Genomic DNA, 16,579 nt, shown 5'->3' with positions numbered 1-16,579 from the left:
CGCGGTCGTCCTCAGGGGCGTCGGTCGGTCGTTACCCGCTCGAGGTTCCCGCGCACCGCTTCTTGCTCCTGGATCGCGAGCGCGGCGCGGTAGTCGCGCTCGGCGTCGGCGGCGCCGCCGGGGCGGAAGAAGGCCACGTTGCCGCGGTAGCACCGGGCGCGCCAGTCCTGCGGGTCGGCGTCGATGCGTGCGTCCAGGTCGTCCTGCATGGCGTCGTAGCGCCACAGGTCGCGGCTCTCGAGCAAGGTGCGGTCGAAGCCGAAGCCCAGGAAGTCGCGCACGGCCAGGGCGTCGGGACCGTCGGCCTCGATGAAAGCCAGGCGCTGCTCGAGTTCCCCTCGCGGCGCCTCGTAGGGGCCGGGCAGGAGCCCCGCGGCGCCCGCGGCTCGCGCCAACTCGCGCGCCATCGTCAGAGCCCCGCCGGGGGTGAAGTGCACGTAGTCGTAGAAGGTCTCGAAGCCGATCACTCCGCCGGTGGAGAGGGCCGTGAGGACGGCATCGGCGTCGAACAGGTACGCGCCCGCTTCGCTGGCGGCCACCGCGCGGGCCCGCTCGGCCAGGCGCGAGGTGGCGCGCCGCAGGTGCGGGTCGGAGTCGAGGGCGGAGCGGAACAGCTCGGCTGCCCGCGCAGCCTGGCCACCGCCCTCGGCCGTGCGCGCCGCGCGATCCAGCCAGTGCCAGCGCTCGACGGGGTCGTCGGCCCGGGCCGCGCGGTCGACGCAGGCGGCCACGAGGGCGTCGCCCGCCAGGCCCAGTTCGTCGCGCCACAGGCTGTCGTCCTCGTCTTCGAGGCCGGTCCAGCGCCAGTTGGTCGCGACGGTGCAGACCACCGCCGGCACCTCGGCCTCGCGGCAGGCGGCGACCATCGCGCGCAGGTTGTCCTCGTAGGCCTGCTCGACGGCCGTCACCTGGGCCGCGTCGATCCGCACTTCGGCCAACATGTCGCTGTGCTCGACGCGGTCGTCGTTGGCGGCCAGGTTGCGGGTCGAGACGCTGCGTTCGAGTTCCTCGGGGCTGGGCTCGCGCCGCCCTCCGCGCAGGAGCGACGCCAGGCGCGAGCTGCGTAGGGCCGCGGCCAGCGGACCGGGGGCGGCGCCTGTGTGCTCGGCGAAGACGCGGCTGTGCAGCTCCAGGAACTCGTTGTTGCCCGAATAGATCACGGCCAGGTCCAGCTCGCCGTGGGCGGCCAGGTCTTCGACCAACTCGAGCACCTGGCCCGAGGCCAGGGCCACCACACCCAGGTTCAAGACCTCGACGGCGGTGTCCGGGTAGGCGGCGCGCAGGATCGTCTCCAGCTCGCGCGCGAAGGTCGCGCCGGGGGCGGAGCCGAGGCCGGCCACCGCCGAACCCCCGAAGACAGCCACGCGGAAGACGTCGTCGCCGGGCGCGATCCACTGGTAGGGCAGGCGCGGGTCGACCGTGGCCAGGACCTGGCGCCCGTCGGGCAGCTCGTCGGGGCGCAGGAGCGGCGGGTAGACCTGCTGGTAGCGCAGGGTCGAGCTCGGCGGCTCGGCGATCCCGGCGGCGCGCAGCCCGAACTCGAGCGCCGCGAAGAGCGCCACCACCGCGAGCAGCGACAGGGCGGCACCACCCAATCGTCGGGCGAGGCTGGGACGCATGGCGCGCGGCGACTCCGGCTCAGAACCCGCCGTAGTCGAACGGCAGGTAGTCGCTGCCGCCCAGCAGGTTCACGAGGAACAAGAGGGCGACCAGCAGGACGAAGATGATCAGGACGTTGCGGAGGAATCGCATGGGGGGCCTTCCGGCCGCTAACTCTATCCCGGGCCGCGGCGGGGCGCACGGGGTAGAGTCTGGGGCCCCGAGCCCCCCTGGACGATGCCCGCCGATCACGCCTCCGACTCTCCGTCCCCGCTCGCCGCGCCGGCGCGCCATCGTCCCTTCCCGATTCGCGCCGGGTTGGCCCTCCTGCGCTGGACCGCGGCCCTGGTCGTGGCCCTGGTGCTGCTCGAGATCGGCGCCCGCGTGGCCGGGCTGGGGGTGCCGCCGCGGGGGCCCAACAACCGCCTGCCGATCCGCACGCTGGTGGCGCCGGACAAGGCCCCGCGGCTGTACGACACGCTCAAGCCGTCGACCAGCGGCGAGGTGCTGTACCCGGGTTTCGGCGACGTGCCGGACCGGACCGTCCACTACGCCATCAACCGCGACGGCTTCCGCGATCGGGCCGAGTCCTACGCGCGGCCCAAGCCGCAGGGCGTGTTCCGGATCGCGGTGCTGGGCGATTCGGTCACCTACGGCACCGGCGTGGAGCTCGAGGACAGCCTGCCCAAGGTGATGGAGCGGCGCTTCGCCGCGGCCGGCCTCGACTGCCGGGTCGAGGTCATGAACTGCGGCGTGTTCGCCCACAACACCAGCCAGCAGGTGGCCTGGTTCGAGTTCAACGTGGCGCGGTTCGAGCCCGACCTGGTGCTGTTGGTCTCGACCATCCCCGACGCCTCCGGCCGCAACATCGAAGCGGCGCCCGGTCGCAGCGACGAGCCCTCCGAGCGGGCCCAGTGGATCGAGCGCCTGGGGCTGACCTCGGGAGTCTGGGACGCGGGCGAGACCGAGGGGCTGACCCCGGCCCGCGCGCGCACCATGGCCTTGCGCCGGCGGTCGGTGCTGGTCGACATGATCGCCCACCGCCTGCACGGTTGGCTGCGGGGCGGGCTGATGTACGAGAGCTACAAGCTGGACTGGAGCGAGGGTTCGCCCGGTCGGGAGATGGTCGGTCGCTCCCTCGATCGGCTGGTGACGCTCTCGCGGGAGCAGGGCTTCGACCTGGTCGGATCCATGTACCCGACCCTGGTGCAGCTCGACGAGCACTACCCCTTCGCCGAGGAGGCCCGCACCCTCGGGGCCATGTGTGCCGAGCGCGGGGTGCCCTTCTTCGACCTCCTCGAGCCCCTCTTGGGCCAGGACGGAAAATCCCTGCAAGTCCATCCCCACGACCGCCACCCGAATGCCCGTTGCCATGCGATCGTGGGCGACTATCTGGCCCACGAGTTGATCCCGCGCGTCTGTACCGAGTGAACCGGACGACTGCGCGGTCGGCTACCGCCCGCCCGATCCAACCAAGATGATCGACCCCCGTCGCGCGCTCGCTAGCGCGGTGTTCCTGGCCCTCGTCGTCGCCCCGTCCGCCTCCGCCATCCAGGGCCAGCGAACGACGCCGCCGAACGTGCTGCTGATCGTCCTCGACGACGTCGGCGTCGACCAACTCGGCGTCTACGCCGAGGCCACGAACCCGCCGCCCACGCCCAACTTGGACGCCCTCGCGGCCCAGTCGGTGCTGTTCCGGCAGGCCTGGTCGAATCCCGTTTGCTCGCCCACGCGGGCGGCCCTGATGACAGGGCGCCACGGCTTCCGCACCGGCGTCGGCAACGCCATCGGCAGCGGCGCGACGGAGACCGGCCTGCCCCTTTCCGAGACGATCCTGCCCGAGCTGCTCGACACGGGCGGCCAGTACGTCCACGCGGCCTTCGGCAAGTGGCACCTGGGAGGCGCTGCGGACGGAGCCCTGGCGCCGAACAACGCCGGCTTCGGCCACTACGACGGCTGTCTGAGCAACCTCGACATCGTCGCCTCGAATCCGGCGTCCTACACCAACTGGCCGCGGGTCGTGGACGGCGTCGAATCGGTCTCGACCCAGTACCTGACCTCGGCCACGGTCGACTCGGCCCTCGGTTGGATCTCCCAACAGACCGAGCCCTGGTTCGCCTACGTCGCCTTCCACGCGGTGCATTCGCCCTTCCACTGGCCGCCGGCGGCGCTGCACTCGGTCAATCCCGCGAGTATCCCGCCCGGCAACCCCGCCCACTGGCAGCACCGCGCCATGGTGGAGGCCCTGGACACGGAGATCGGCCGCCTGCTCAGCGGTGTCGGCGCGCCCGCGGGTGACCTGACCGTGATCGTGGTGGGGGACAACGGCACCGCGGGGCCCGGCATCGAGCCGCCCTTCGATCCCACCCACGGCAAGCACACCCTGTTCGACGGGGGCGTGCGCGTGCCGCTCTTGATCAGTGGCCCGACCGTGTCCGCGCCCGGCGAGTGCCAGGCGCTGGTGCAGGTGCTCGACCTGTTCGCCACCGTGGCCGAGATCGCCGGGGTCAACCCGGCCACGATCGGCAAGACGATCGACTCGCGCTCGCTGGTGCCGTACCTCGCGAATCCGACCGCGGTCTCCGAGCGCAGCGTGCTCTTCAGCGAGCGCTTCTGGGGCAACGGCGTCGGCAAGGGGGTGCCCTCGCCCCAAGAGCTCGTGGCGGCCGACCCGAGCCTGCCCGCGGTGTGCCAGACCGACCTGGGCTTCGCGGGACCGGGGCCCTCGCCGCCGGTCCTGGCCCTGTGCGGCGCGGGCGGCCAGGGACTGGTCGACGGCAACCTCCTGATGTTGACCCTCGACGGGGCCCCGCCCCTGGCGCCGGGGCTGCTGGTGGTCGGGGTCGGCGCCCAGCCGATTCCCCTGGTGGGCGGGACGCTGGTGCCCTCGCCCCTGGTGGTGCTCTTGCCCCTGGCGACGAATGCTCTCGGCAGTCTGCACCTGCCCGTGGTGGGTGCCGTCTTCAGCGGCTTCGGCTTCAACTCGATCGTGGCCCAGGCCGTGATCGTCGACCCGAGCCAGCCCCTCGGCAACGTCTTCAGCAACGCCGTCGGTGGGTTGATCCCGACCCTCGATCGCAAGTCGGTGGAGGACCTGGACGGCTACAAGCTGATCATCACCGCCCACGGCGGCCAGGCGCAGCTCTTCGATCGGAGCCAGGATCCCTTCGAGCAGGTCAACCTGTTGGCCGGCGGCGAAGCGAACCTGAGTGTCGTCGCGGCCCAACACCTGGCCAGCCTGCGAGCGGAGCTCCTGGCTCTGCTCGCGACGCAGACGCCGGGGCCGTGACGCTTCCGCGCCCGAGATCCCGCGCGGGGCTCAGGCGCGGCCGATGAAGGTCGCCAGGCGCTCGAGGGCGACGCGGATGCGCTCGTCGTCGAGGGCGTAGGACAGGCGCACGTGGGCGGGTGCGCCGAAGGCCGCTCCGGGCACCAGCACCAGGCCCTGCTCCTCGAGCAGGCGCGCGCAGAACTCGCCGCTGTCGGCCGCGCCGCCGAGGTGCTCGCTGACGTCGGGGAAGGCGTAGAAGGCGCCGTGGGGGACCGGCGTGCGCAGGCCGAGGGCTTCGAGCCCGTCCAACAGCAGCGTTCGACGCCGGGCGTAGGTCTCGACCATGTGCGCCACCTCCGGCGGCTCCGGCGCGAGTACGGCCTCGTAGGCGGCCTGGGAGACCGTGTTGGGCGAGCCGGTCATCTGACTGTGGACCCGCGCGATCCCGGCGATGGCGGCGGCGGGCCCGGCCGCGAAGCCGATGCGGTAGCCGGTCATGGCGTAGGTCTTGCTGGCCCCGTCCACGATCACCGTGCGCGCGGCCGCGGCGTCGCCGAGCTCGACGGGGCTGACGAACGGGCGCTCGCCGTAGACCAGGCGGCGGTAGATCTCGTCGCTGACGATCCACAGGTCGTGGCGCTCGGCGAGTTCGACCAGGGTCGCCAGCTCCCCGCGCGACCACACGTAGCCGCTCGGGTTGCAGGGCGAGTTGATCAGCACCCCGCGGGTGCGCGGCGTGCACGCGGCCGCGAGGGCCTCGAGGTCGGGGCCGCAATCGGGGCGCCCCGCCGTGGGCACCGGGACCAGGCCCGTGACCCGCGCGATCTCCACGTAGGAGACCCAAGAGGGCTGGGGAATCAGCAACTCGTCGCCGGGATCGAACAGGGCGGTGCAGGCGCCCGAGAGGGCGTGCTTGCCGCTGTGGCACACGACGATCTGCTCGGGACCGTGGTGGCGGCCGCGGGTCTCCGTGACGTGCGCCGCCAGGGCGCGGCGCAGGCTCGGCGTTCCCGCGGCGGGGGTGTAGCGCACGTCGCAGCTCTCCACCCGCGCCACGGCGGCCGCGCGGGCCACCGCCGGCGCCGGGGCATCGGGCTCGCCCACGGCCATGTTGACCACGTCTCGGCCGGAGGCCGCCAACTCCTTGGCGCGGGCGTCCAGGGCCAAGGTGATCGAGAGGGCCACGCCCTCGGCTCGCGCTGACAGTCGCATGGCGCGGAGGATACGGTCGGCCGTCGCCCCAGTCGGGAAGATTCAGGGCCCTGCGACGTCATCCCTCGGGCGGTCCGCGACTGGGCCCCGATCGCGTCGCTACCCTGTGGCGCCCGCCTCGAGCTCGAGCCGCATGAAACGCCGAATAATCAAGATCGTCGGGATCGCCGCCGCGGTGCTCCTCTTCACAGGCTACTTCGCCTTCTCGACCTTCGTTTTCAGCCCTTTCGAGAGCGACTACGAGTTCGACCTGGCGACCCTCGTCCCGCGGGACGTGGACTACTTCTCGGCCAAGAGCGACCTGGAGGGGGAGTTCTCGAGCTTCCCGAAGCTGGACTTCATGCGGCGCATGGAGCGCAGCGAGCGCGGCCAGCGGATCCTGGCCAGTCCCGAATGGCAGGCCCGCGCCCAAGAGTTGGGGCTGGACCAGTGGTTCACCGATCTGGAGCAGCAGCTCGCGGCCCTGCCGATCCCGGTCGACCCCCTGGCCGTGGTGGGGGGGCGCGAGATGGCCCTGGCGGGTTACGCCACCGCGGACACCTTCGAGCGGTCCGAATGGGCTGCCTACCTGCGGACCAACTGGGTCGGCAAGCTGGGCGTCTCGATGCTGGACTACCCCGGCCTGCTGGGGCTCGACGCCCAGGGGCTCAAGGTCGAGAGCAACGAGGACCACACCGTCATCTCCGGCGGCGAAATCCAGGGCTCGCTGTTCGTCACACGCGTGCGCGACGTGCTGGTGGTCTCCAACGCTTCACGCCTGGTGGTCGCGGCGCGCGACCTCAACGCACGCGCGGGAGAGGACTCCCTCGGGCAGAGCGCGAGCTTCCACGACAACGTCACGACCAACGTGCGCGACGGGGACGAGGTCAAGTTCGCGATCGACTACGCCGACGTGGCGTCGCGCTTCGGCTGGCCCATGGACGGGCCCAACGCCACCAGCCCCGAGGCGCCCACCGCGTTCCTGGGACGCATGTTCCAGTACTCGCTGATGCGCGAGATGACGGGGTTGATCGGCTTCAAGCGCGGCCTCTCGATCGAGATCGAGGGGGAGTTCAACTCGGACTCCATGACCCCGCTCCAGCGCAAGGTCTACCGCCAGCGGGACGCGGACCAGCAGGCCATGCTCGACGACGTGGCGCGCTTCGCGCCCGAGGACGTGGGGCTGTTCCTCTACGGTGAGGCCGACCTCGAGTCCCTGCTCGGCACGTACCTGTCTTCGATCGAACGCGCCGCCCGCAGCAACCTCGAGACCGAGATCCTGCGGCCCGTGTTCGGCTTCGACGGTGTCGACGCCTGGGTCGAGGACCTGGCCACGATCTTCGACGACCGCTTCGCGTTCTTCATGCGCGAGAACGATTACGCCACGCTCGAGTCGGATCCGCCGAGCGACGGCCTGCCGACCATGGCCTGGACCCTTGTCCTGTGGGTCGAGAACCTCGAGAAGCTCGAGGCGATCCGGGGCAAGATCAACGGCAACCAGGCCCGCTTCGGAATTCGCGGCGCCGAGTCGGGGTCCGCAGGCGTGTTCGTCAACGAGGTCGACGGGGGCAACTCGATCTTCGAGTACTGGGCACCCTTGGTCCCCGGCACCGGCCACATCGCCAGCGCCAGCGACCAGGACTTCCTGATCGTGAGCAACAACTTCCGCATGCTCGGTCAGGTCCTGGCGACCTACTACGGGACGCAGTACGGGCAGTCCGGCGAGCGCAGCGGTCGCCTCTCGGACTTCGGCCCCTTCCAGGGGCTGGTCAACGCCGGCCTGCCCAGCGCGACCGTCGCGGTCTGGATCAATCCGCGCGCGATCGGCGCGGGCCTGCGCGCGATCGAGCGACAGAAGGCCGAGGACAACGCCTTCCGCGACGTGGACTGGACCCTGGAGCGCCAGCGGATCGAGAAGTCGGTGCTGAAGGAGCGCTACCCCGAGGAGGTCTGGGGCGCCCTGACACCCGGAGTGCAGGAGCAGATCGATCCCCTGGTTGAAGAGGAGATCGAGGTGTTTCGCAGGCAGTACCGAGCCCAGCGGGTTCCGGCCCTGGCGGGCTACGCCGAGCGCATGCTCGACTCGATCGAGTTGATCAAGTACGGCCTGGTCCAACTGCGGCTGGAGCTCAAGGACTTCCAGCTCGAGGCTCGACTGATCGCGCCCCTCGATGATTGACGGAGGGCCGGGACAGCTTGCCCGGACGGTTTGCGTGGGCCGCAGGAGTCCGTCCGCGTGGGCCGCAGGAGTCCGTCCGCGTGGGACGCAGGCGCCCGTCCGCGTGGGCCGCAGGCGTCCGTCCGCGTGGGCCGCAGGCGTCCGTCGGTTCGAGGTCAACTCACTCGACGGGCCCTCTCGAGCATGCCGCCCTAAGAAGCAGGACGCCGCCCCCAAAAAACACAGGCCGCGGCGCCGGAAGCGTGGGCTTCCAGCACCGCGGCCTGATGTATTGGTGCCCGGGACTGGACTTGAACCAGCACGGGTTGCCCCACTAGATCCTTAGTCTAGCGCGTCTACCAATTCCGCCACCCGGGCAGGGGACGAGCGGCAGAGGTTAGCAACCGCGGATCGAAAGGCAAGGCTCTGCCCCCTGCCGAAGCGATCTGCCGCCGAACTTCGGAATCAGCGCGCTAGGGCGTCGACGGACTCCCGGCCGGGGCTCCGGGGCGCTAGGGTCGCGGCCACCGAGGCCCACTTCTCGGCGTCCCGACCATCCGCAACCTCGACCCCCCCCGAACCAGCTCCCCGCAGCCCCATGGCGAACGCGACCGGCAACGTCCTCATCGGTCAGTCCGGCGGCCCCACGGCCGTCATCAACCAAAGCCTCATCGGCATCGTCGAGCAGGCCGTGGCCAATCCGGCCATGGGGCGGGTCTTCGGGGCCGTCCACGGCGTGCGCGGCATCCTCGACGACGACTTGATCGATCTCGGCGCCGAGTCGCGCGAGACGCTCGAGGCCGTGGCCAACACGCCCTGCGCGGCCCTGCGGTCCGTGCGGAAGAAGCCCACGCGCGGGGAGGGTGAGAAGGTCCTGGCGGCCTTCGAGCGCCACGACATCCGCTACTTCTTCTACATCGGCGGCAACGACTCGGCCGAGACGGCGCACCTGCTGAACGAGCTCGCCGTGGAGAAGGGGTACGACGTCAAGCTGTTCCACGTCCCCAAGACCATCGACAACGACCTGCGCGTGACCGACCACTGCCCCGGCTACGGTTCGGCAGCGCGCTTCGTGGCCCAGGCCTTCATGGGCGACAACCAGGACAACCGCAGCCTGCCCGGCATCAAGGTGGATGTCGTGATGGGACGCAATGCCGGTTGGTTGACGGCCTCCAGCGCCCTCGCGCGCCAGTTCAGCGACGACGGTCCGCACCTGATCTACATGCCGGAGCGCGACTTCGACCTGGAGCGCTTCGCCGGCGACGTGGACCGCGTCTACTCCGACCTCGGTCGCTGCCTGATCGCCGTCTCCGAGGGCATCCACGGCCCCGGCGGCGAGTTGATCTTCAAGACTGACGAGGTCGACAGCCACGGCAACGCCCAGCTCTCCGGCTCCGGCGCCCTGGGCGACTTCCTGGCCGGTGCGATCAAGCAGCGCCTGGGCTCGAGCCTGCGCGTGCGGGCCGACACCTTCGGCTACCTGCAGCGCTCCTTCGCCGGCCTGGTCTCCGAGGTCGACGCGGCCGAGGCGCGCGAGGTCGGTCGCACGGCCGTGCGCGTGGCCACGGACGGCGAGCACCAGCACGGCACCGTCGTCATCCGCCGGACCAGCCAGGAGCCCTACGAGGTGGCCTACGAGGTCGCGGCCCTGTCCGACGTGGCCAAGAACACCCGCGACCTGCCGGAGGAGTTCCTGCTCGGCGACAACGACGTCAGTCCGGCCTTCCTGGACTACGCCCTGCCCCTGGTCGGAAAGTTGCCCCGCATGGGACGCCTCACCGACCGCTCGATCGGCTGATCCGGGGATCGGGGGGGGGGCGGCGCGATTCGAAGCGCGGGCGACCCGAAAGGAGCGGGGTCGGATTCCGAATAGCTTCGCGGGCGCGCGCGGGTCCAAGGACCCGCGCCGCCAAGGCGTTCCCCGCCCATCCCGAGCCCAACGGTCGCTCCCGCGTTCCGTAGGCCCGGATCTCCGTTCCCGGCTGGCCGCACCCACCCCCAGCGGCCCGCAGCCCGGCCCCCGCGGCCGACCCCCCGTCGAACGCCCGCCCGGCGCCGACAATCGAGAGGGATTCCCATGCTGACTCTGCTCACCGTCTCCGCCGCCCTGGCCCTCCAGCAGACCGTGCCGGCGCCGCCGCCCGTCTTCGCCGCTGCCCCGGCCACCGCACCGGTGGTTGTCGCCACACCAGCGGCCGTCGCGGGTCAAGCGACGGCCGCCGAGCCGGCCGCGCTCGCGCGGATCCGATCCTTGCCCCTGGGCCCGCAGGCTGGGGCTTCGGAGGCCTCGAGCCCGTCTCCGGCGGCCCAGGTGTCGGTGGCCCCCGCTCCCGCCAAACCCGCCGCAGTGGGGCAGGACGAGCGCCCCTTCCTGGGCGTGGTGCTCGGCGGCGACGACGGGACCGTGGTCGTCGACGAGGTAGTCGAGGGCTCGGCCGCCGAGGCCGGTGGCCTGCTCGCCGGCGACGTGCTCAAGATGGCCGGCGGGATCCAGGTCACCTCGCCCGAGAACCTGCTCGACGCCATCGCCGAGGCCGGCGTGGGCGGCACCTTGAAGCTGGTCGTCCAGCGCGGCGGCAACGCCGTCCTGGTCGAATCCCGGCTCGGGACCCGCGACGAGCCGATCTTCGCCGAGCCGACTCCGCCGCAACCCCTCGCGCCGACCCTCGCCCCGATCTTCGGGGGACGTCCCTTCCTGGGCGTTTCCCTGGGACAGGCCGAGGGGGGCGCGCTGATCACCGAGACCGTGGACGGCGCGGCGGCACAGGGCGCGGGACTGCTCACAGGCGACCTGATCACCCGTGTCGACGGCAGCAAGATCGGTTCCACCGCCGAGCTGATCGACGCCATTGGCGACCGCAGGGTAGGCGATGAGACTCGCCTCGAGGTCCAGCGCGACGGCGACACGCTCGTGTTCGAGGTCGTGCTCGGAGCGCGGCCGATGGATTCGGCGGCCGCGTCGGCCTTCGACTTCCAGATCCCGCCGCCGAGTCCGGAGCACCTCGAGGGCGGAACCCGCTTCCTCATGGGCGACGGCTCCGGCGGTTGGACCGAGATGAGCCCCGAGGATTGGGCCGAGTTCAACGGCGACTGGACCGAGGAGTTCGAGGACTGGGCCGAGGACATCGAGTCCGACTGGGCCGAGTCGATGGAGTTCGAGGACGAGCTCGAATGGTCCATGGACGACTTCGGTGCCGAATGGGACGGCGACGAGGAATGGGCCGAGGCCTTCGAAGACTGGGCCGAGCAGATGGGCCAGTGGGAGGACGACGACCGGCAAGCCTTCGGCGGCGGAATGGAGGCCTTCGGCGACGAGATGGAGCACTTCGGCGAGCACCTCGAGAGCCGCTTCGAGACCTTCGGCGAGCGCCTCGAGGACGCCTTCGAGGACTTCGAGGACGAGTTCGGGAACTCGATCGAGCACTTCGCCCAGCGCATGGAGGTCCACGCGGAGCGCATGGCCGACCACATGGCCCAGCGCTCGGGCCGCATGGCCGAGCAACTCGAGCGCAGGCTCGAGGGGTCCCAGGGCTCCGGCGGCTTGCAGGCCGAGCTCGAGCGCATGGCTCGGGAACGCGACCAGGCGGTGGCGCGCGCGGCGAAGCTCGAAGCGGAGCTGTCCGGCGTGCGCGGTGAGGTGGCCGAGTTGCGGGCCGAGGTGCGCGCCTTGATCGGCTACCTCGAGGAGCTGCGCTCGGAGGACTGAGTCAGCCCGGCACTGCCACCTCGGCACTGCGGACGCGGCTAGGCGTTCGTACGGTGCCAGGCACGAACCCGCCGCCTAACGCAAAGGCTCCGGGCGCCGAAGGCGCCCGGAGCCATTGCGTTAGGCGGCGGTTTCGTGCCTGGCACCGTACGAACGCCTAGTGTCCTGGATCGGAAATTCGGCGTCACTGCCCGGAGGTCCGATCGATGCTGGCTAGGCGCGCCGACGACGCGTATCCGCTGCGATACTCGGAGGAGGCGCTGGCGACGCCAGCGGCGATCGGAGCCCGGGAAGTGACGCCGAATTTCTGATCCAGGACACTAGCCCGGCGAGTGGCCCTCAGGAGCTGGGCCGGTCGACCAAGCCGTCCAGCCACGTGGGCGGGATCCAGCGGTGCAGCGCGCGGGCCACGGCCACCAGGGCCTGCTCCGCACCGTCGTCGACGGGGCTCGCCAGCTCGCGGCGGCGATTGGCTTCGCGCACCAGATTCAGTTCGACCAGGCGGACCAGACGATCCCGGACCTCCGGCGGGGCTGCGTGGGCGCGTTCCAGGAGGGGCAGCAGCCGCCGGCCGTAGCTCGCCGGCACGCCGTGCTTGCGGCAGAGGACGTGGAGGGTGTCGTGGGCTCTCATGGGTTTGGATGGACTCGCGGTCCACCCGAACCCTACCCCCGCCGCGGGCCCCGGGTCGGGGGCCCGCCCTGGATCTCAGACCTCGATCGAGGCGGCCGATTCGGAGGCGCTGTCGACCAGGTTGGCGAAGGCGTCCTGGTCCAGGCGCAAGAGCGCCGCGCGCTCCGCGTCCAGGCAAGCCAGGGCCTCGACCTTGTCGCGCTGCTCGAGGATCGCGTGGGCGGTGCGGTTGGCCAGGTCGACGATGCCCACGGTGGGCTCGGCCTCGATCTCGTCCTCGGGGCCGTGGTGGAACTGGATCGCGCTCACGATCTCCCCCGGCAGGCCCCAGCGCAGCGCCACCCGAGCGCCGATCTCGGCGTGGGAGAAGCCCATCACCTCGTTCTCGACGTCGAACAGGGAGCGGCCCTCGTCGACGGCCTTCTTGACCACCAGCAGGTAGCTCTCGCCGACGTGCTCGAGCAGCAGCACCTGCCCCAGGTCGTGCAACAGGCCGCAGGTGTAGAACTCCTCGGGCTGCAGCACGGCCTTGGTGCCGGAGAGCTTGGCCAGGCTCTGGCTCAACTGGGCGCTCAGGATCCCGTGCCGCCAGAGCCCGTCCAGATCGAAGCCGGTCTGTTCGAGGTGCTTGAACTGGCCGACCACCGAGACCTGCAAGACCAGGTTCCGCAGGGCGCGCATGCCCAGCACGGCCGAGGCCTGCTCGGTCGAGACCACCTTCTGCCGCATGCCGTAGGCGGCGCTGTTCACGAGCCGCAGGACCTTGGAGGCCAGGGGCGCGTCCTTGGCGATCTCGGCACCGACTTCGCGGGTACCCGCATTGGGGTCCTCCAAGAGCGCGTTGATACGCACCACGACGGAGGGGAGGGACGGAATCGAGACGTTGTCCGCCAGGATGTTGCGAACCAGTTCGGAGCTCATCTGCGGGGAGGAGTCAGTGGTGATCGGGCTCCGGATGCTCGACCGGAACGTCGGAGGGCGGCGAAGGGCGTGGCGGCTCCGATGAAGCCTTGAAGCCCGCGACCCGGCGAACATCGGCACACCCAGCGCCCACGGTTGAGGCCATCTGGCCGCCTCTTCCGTCTTCGGCGGCGGTGACCACGGCGCGGGGCAGCGTTCCGCTCGAGGGCGGCCGCCGACGGCGAATCGGCGCGCTGCCTCGCTCAAGTCGAGGCTCGGGCGGGGTCGATCGACACGGGGTGTGAGGATCTCCCCACCTCCGCTCCGCACGCCATGCGACCGATCTCCTCCGCCGCCGCCATCGCCCTCTCGATCCTCGTCGGTTGGGGACTCGCCCGCTCGAGCGGGACGACCGACGCCGCAACCGTCCTGAGGCTCGACATTCAGGATCTCGTCGACCGCTCGGACTGGGTCGTCGAGGGGCGCGTCGTCGAGCGCCGCACGGTCGAGCGCACGGACGGCGGAATCGACACCGAGATCACCGTGGACCTGGCCCGTGACTACCTCGGCGAGGGCGTCGGCCAGCGCAGCTTCCTCCTGCCCGGCGGCCAACGCTCCGACGGCAGCGGGATGATCGTGCCCGGCCTGCCCGGCCTGGCCCAAGGCGAGGAGGTGCTGCTGTTCCTGACCGAGGGCGGCCCCGACGGGCGCCGTTTGCCGGTGGGCCTGACCCAGGGCAAGTACTCGCTCCTGACCGATCGCAACGGCGTGCGGCGCGCCCTGCGCGATGGCGACGCGACGCGCTTGTTGGGCGGTCGCAGCGCGGACTTCGGACTCGAGTCGCGACCCTACGCCGAGCTGTCGGCCGAGGTCGAGGCCGCCGTCAACCACCGCCGCGCGAGCGGCTCGGGCTCGCAGGACGACTGAGCCCATGGGACGTCGTCTCGCCTTCGGCTGCCTGCTGGCAGTCGCGCTCGGCTACACCGCCAGCGCTCACATCCGCATCCTTCACCCTAGCAACGGCTCTCCCCTCTACTGGGCCAACCCCGCGTCGGTGGGGGTGACGATCAACTCGGCCGGCTCCGACGACATCCTCGACGGCAGCCACGAGACGGCGGTGCGCAACGCCATCGACGCCTGGAACGTCGTGCCCGGCTCGGGCGCGAACCTGATCGAGAACACCAACCCCGGCTCGAAGGCGCGCACGGACTGGGCCGCTGACGACATCCACTTGGTCTGGTTCGACGAGGCCGGCTCGTCTGGCTACTTCCCCGGTTCGTCAGGGGTCGTGGCGATCACGCCCCTGTGGTTCGTGTCGGACGGTCGCATCACCGACGCCGACATCCTCTTCAACGGCAAGACCTTCCAGTTCACCACCTCGGGCGAGCCGGGGCGCTTCGACGTGCAGGACGTGGTGACCCACGAGTTGGGCCACTTCCTCGGCCTCGACCACAGCGGCCACGCGGGGGCGGCGATGTTCCCCTACGTCGACCCGACCGTGATCCTGCACCGCAGCCTGTCCCTGGACGACGCCTACGGCGTGCGCTCGGCCTACCCGGCGGCGACCTTCGGCAGCTTCTCGGGGCGCGTGCTGCACTACGACGACTCGCCGGTGGCGCGGCCCCACGTGATCGCGGTCGACGCGGACGGCCGCACGGCGGCGGCGGCCCTGGGGGCACTCAACGGCACCTTCCTGCTGCGCGGCCTCGACGCCGGCACCTACAGCATCTACGTGGACCCGCTCGATGACCCGGTCTCCGCGGCGAACCTGACCGGGTCCTACACCGTCGACCTCGACTTCGAGTCCACCTGGTACACCGGCCAGCACACGGTTGCCGTGGGGCAGACCGTGGCTCTGGGCGACCTGAGCTGCGGGCCCGACGTCTCGATCCAGATCGGCCGCAGCTCGGACCGCCTGCCGCGGCGCGCGACCGCCGGCGTGACCACTCTCCACAGCCTGCGCGGCACCGGCCTGGTGAACGGCTCGACCTTGACGGCCAGCGACCCGGACGTGGTGCTGACTCCCGTGTCGTGGCTCGGCACGGTCGTCACCTTCCAGGTGACGGTGCCCACCGGCGAGGCCAGCGGTCACGTGGACGTGATCGTAACCAGCCCATTCGGAGCGGTGGACGTCCTGCCGGGCGGGCTCGAGATCACGCCGTCCGATCCGATCGTCTCGAGCGTTACGCCGAGTCAAGGGTCGCTGGGCGGGGGCAACACGATCACGATCGCCGGGGCCGAGTTCCATCCCGGCGCGCGGGTCGTGATCGGTGACCGGATCTATGTTGACGGCCTGCCCGGTGGCTGCACGGTGGTGGACGAGAACACGATCACCCTGACCACCTCGGCCACCGTGGGCGGGCTCCACGACGTGGTGGTGATCGACGCCAGCGGTGTCGAGGGGCGGCTCGCCTCCGCCTTCCAGACCACCGAGCTGCCGCAGGTGGACGTGGTCTTCCCGCCTTCGGGGGACGTGGATGGTGGCACCGAGCTGATCCTCACCGGCGCGGACTTCGTGTCCGGCGCCCAGGTCACGGTGGGGGGGGCCAGCGCGACCGTGACCTTCGTGGACGCCTCGCGACTCGAGGTGGTCACGCCGGCGGGCGGCGGCGCCGGGACGGTCAGCCTGCAGATCACGAACCCCGGTGGCTACGCGGCCAGCTCGACCTTCACCTACGTGGCCAAGGACGATCCGCAGTTGGGCGCCGTGGCTCCGGGCAGCGGCGCCTCGAGTGGCGGCGAGCTGGTGACGATCATCGGCGACAACTTCGGACCCGACTCGCGGGTCTGGTTCGGCGTCGACCCGGAGACCGGCGCGGGCGGCTCGGAGGCCGGCGGCGTGGTCGTGGTCGATGCGAACACCATCACCGCCGTCACGCCCGGTGGCGGCGGAACGGTCGCCGTGCTGGTGTGCGACGAGACCACCGGTCAGGCGTCGCTCCTGCCCTCTGCGTTCACCTACGTGAGCAGCGAGAGCAGCGGCGGCGGCGGTTGCGGGATGATCGCGACCCCCGGGCCCGGCCCCTGGCGCCAGGCCCTGGCGGGGTCGCTCTGGATCGCCCTGTTGCTCGGCTTCGGACTCGTGCGCCTGGCCTCGGCGCGCCGAGTCCTGGCCGGCTGA

At 71.2% G+C, this 16,579-nt stretch carries 11 protein-coding genes and 1 tRNA gene; 7 read left to right on the top strand and 5 right to left on the bottom strand.

The features are described 5' to 3' along the window. Positions 1–11: 11 nt before the first annotated feature. Positions 12–1,619, bottom strand: a complete 1,608-nt coding sequence (locus Pla133_RS18350) for a hypothetical protein (protein WP_145067908.1) — start codon at positions 1,617–1,619, stop codon at positions 12–14. A gap of 217 nt (positions 1,620–1,836) precedes the next feature. Between Pla133_RS18350 and Pla133_RS18345 the strand changes: the two genes are divergently transcribed. Continuing rightward, the gene (locus Pla133_RS18345; RefSeq protein ID WP_145067906.1) at positions 1,837–3,030 is read left to right on the top strand and encodes an SGNH/GDSL hydrolase family protein; all 1,194 of its coding nucleotides are present in this window, start codon (positions 1,837–1,839) and stop codon (positions 3,028–3,030) included. Positions 3,031–3,076: 46 nt separating this feature from the next. Next, the gene (locus tag Pla133_RS18340) at positions 3,077–4,888 is read left to right on the top strand and encodes a sulfatase-like hydrolase/transferase (protein WP_145067904.1); all 1,812 of its coding nucleotides are present in this window, start codon (positions 3,077–3,079) and stop codon (positions 4,886–4,888) included. A gap of 30 nt (positions 4,889–4,918) precedes the next feature. Here Pla133_RS18340 and Pla133_RS18335 read toward each other — a convergent pair whose 3' ends face one another. Beyond that, entirely contained in the window at positions 4,919–6,082 is a 1,164-nt protein-coding gene (locus tag Pla133_RS18335; protein WP_145067902.1) for a pyridoxal phosphate-dependent aminotransferase, read from the bottom strand. Between the two features lie 133 nt (positions 6,083–6,215). On the opposite strand from Pla133_RS18335, the gene Pla133_RS18330 reads away from it, so the two are divergent. Beyond that, positions 6,216–8,240: a hypothetical protein gene (locus tag Pla133_RS18330; RefSeq protein WP_145067900.1), complete on the top strand. Its 2,025-nt coding sequence runs from the start codon at positions 6,216–6,218 to the stop codon at positions 8,238–8,240. Between the two features lie 272 nt (positions 8,241–8,512). On the opposite strand, the gene Pla133_RS18325 is transcribed toward Pla133_RS18330, so the two are convergent. Next, positions 8,513–8,597 (bottom strand) — tRNA-Leu (locus tag Pla133_RS18325). Between the two features lie 220 nt (positions 8,598–8,817). On the opposite strand from Pla133_RS18325, the gene Pla133_RS18320 reads away from it, so the two are divergent. Both Pla133_RS18320 and Pla133_RS18315 read left to right on the top strand, forming a co-directional pair. Then, entirely contained in the window at positions 8,818–10,017 is a 1,200-nt protein-coding gene (locus Pla133_RS18320) for a 6-phosphofructokinase (RefSeq protein ID WP_145067898.1), read from the top strand. Between the two features lie 279 nt (positions 10,018–10,296). Next, positions 10,297–11,925, top strand: a complete 1,629-nt coding sequence (locus Pla133_RS18315) for a PDZ domain-containing protein (protein WP_145067895.1) — start codon at positions 10,297–10,299, stop codon at positions 11,923–11,925. Between the two features lie 339 nt (positions 11,926–12,264). Here the strand turns inward: Pla133_RS18315 and Pla133_RS18310 are convergent, their stop codons facing one another. Both Pla133_RS18310 and Pla133_RS26505 read right to left on the bottom strand, forming a co-directional pair. Then, positions 12,265–12,558 carry a hypothetical protein gene (locus tag Pla133_RS18310; protein WP_145067893.1) on the bottom strand — a complete coding sequence of 98 codons (294 nt, stop codon included), beginning with the start codon at positions 12,556–12,558 and terminating at the stop codon, positions 12,265–12,267. 75 nt (positions 12,559–12,633) lie between these two features. Beyond that, entirely contained in the window at positions 12,634–13,479 is an 846-nt protein-coding gene (locus Pla133_RS26505; RefSeq protein WP_419191704.1) for an HDOD domain-containing protein, read from the bottom strand. 312 nt (positions 13,480–13,791) lie between these two features. On the opposite strand from Pla133_RS26505, the gene Pla133_RS26500 reads away from it, so the two are divergent. Beyond that, complete coding sequence (locus Pla133_RS26500; protein WP_419191703.1) at positions 13,792–14,385, top strand: hypothetical protein; 594 nt, start codon at positions 13,792–13,794, stop codon at positions 14,383–14,385. Positions 14,386–14,389: 4 nt separating this feature from the next. Further along, positions 14,390–16,579, top strand: coding sequence for an IPT/TIG domain-containing protein (locus Pla133_RS18300; protein WP_419191702.1), 2,190 nt, complete (start codon positions 14,390–14,392; stop codon positions 16,577–16,579).

Origin of the sequence: Engelhardtia mirabilis (genome assembly GCF_007748095.1) — a bacterium.
Lineage (GTDB): Bacteria > Planctomycetota > UBA1135 > UBA1135.
This window is presented reverse-complemented; position numbering and strand designations above follow the sequence as displayed.

Excerpts from the sequence above, each read along its gene's own strand:
- Pla133_RS18335 (WP_145067902.1), bottom strand. The coding sequence starts at position 6,082 with ATGCGACTGTCAGCGCGAGCCGAGGGCGTGGCCCTCTCGATCACCTTG.
- Pla133_RS26505 (WP_419191704.1), bottom strand. The coding sequence starts at position 13,479 with ATGAGCTCCGAACTGGTTCGCAACATCCTGGCGGACAACGTCTCGATT.
- Pla133_RS18330 (WP_145067900.1), top strand. The coding sequence starts at position 6,216 with ATGAAACGCCGAATAATCAAGATCGTCGGGATCGCCGCCGCGGTGCTC.
- Pla133_RS18345 (WP_145067906.1), top strand. The coding sequence starts at position 1,837 with ATGCCCGCCGATCACGCCTCCGACTCTCCGTCCCCGCTCGCCGCGCCG.
- Pla133_RS18300 (WP_419191702.1), top strand. The coding sequence starts at position 14,390 with ATGGGACGTCGTCTCGCCTTCGGCTGCCTGCTGGCAGTCGCGCTCGGC.
- Pla133_RS26500 (WP_419191703.1), top strand. The coding sequence starts at position 13,792 with ATGCGACCGATCTCCTCCGCCGCCGCCATCGCCCTCTCGATCCTCGTC.
- Pla133_RS18350 (WP_145067908.1), bottom strand. The coding sequence starts at position 1,619 with ATGCGTCCCAGCCTCGCCCGACGATTGGGTGGTGCCGCCCTGTCGCTG.
- Pla133_RS18340 (WP_145067904.1), top strand. The coding sequence starts at position 3,077 with ATGATCGACCCCCGTCGCGCGCTCGCTAGCGCGGTGTTCCTGGCCCTC.
- Pla133_RS18320 (WP_145067898.1), top strand. The coding sequence starts at position 8,818 with ATGGCGAACGCGACCGGCAACGTCCTCATCGGTCAGTCCGGCGGCCCC.
- Pla133_RS18310 (WP_145067893.1), bottom strand. The coding sequence starts at position 12,558 with ATGAGAGCCCACGACACCCTCCACGTCCTCTGCCGCAAGCACGGCGTG.
- Pla133_RS18315 (WP_145067895.1), top strand. The coding sequence starts at position 10,297 with ATGCTGACTCTGCTCACCGTCTCCGCCGCCCTGGCCCTCCAGCAGACC.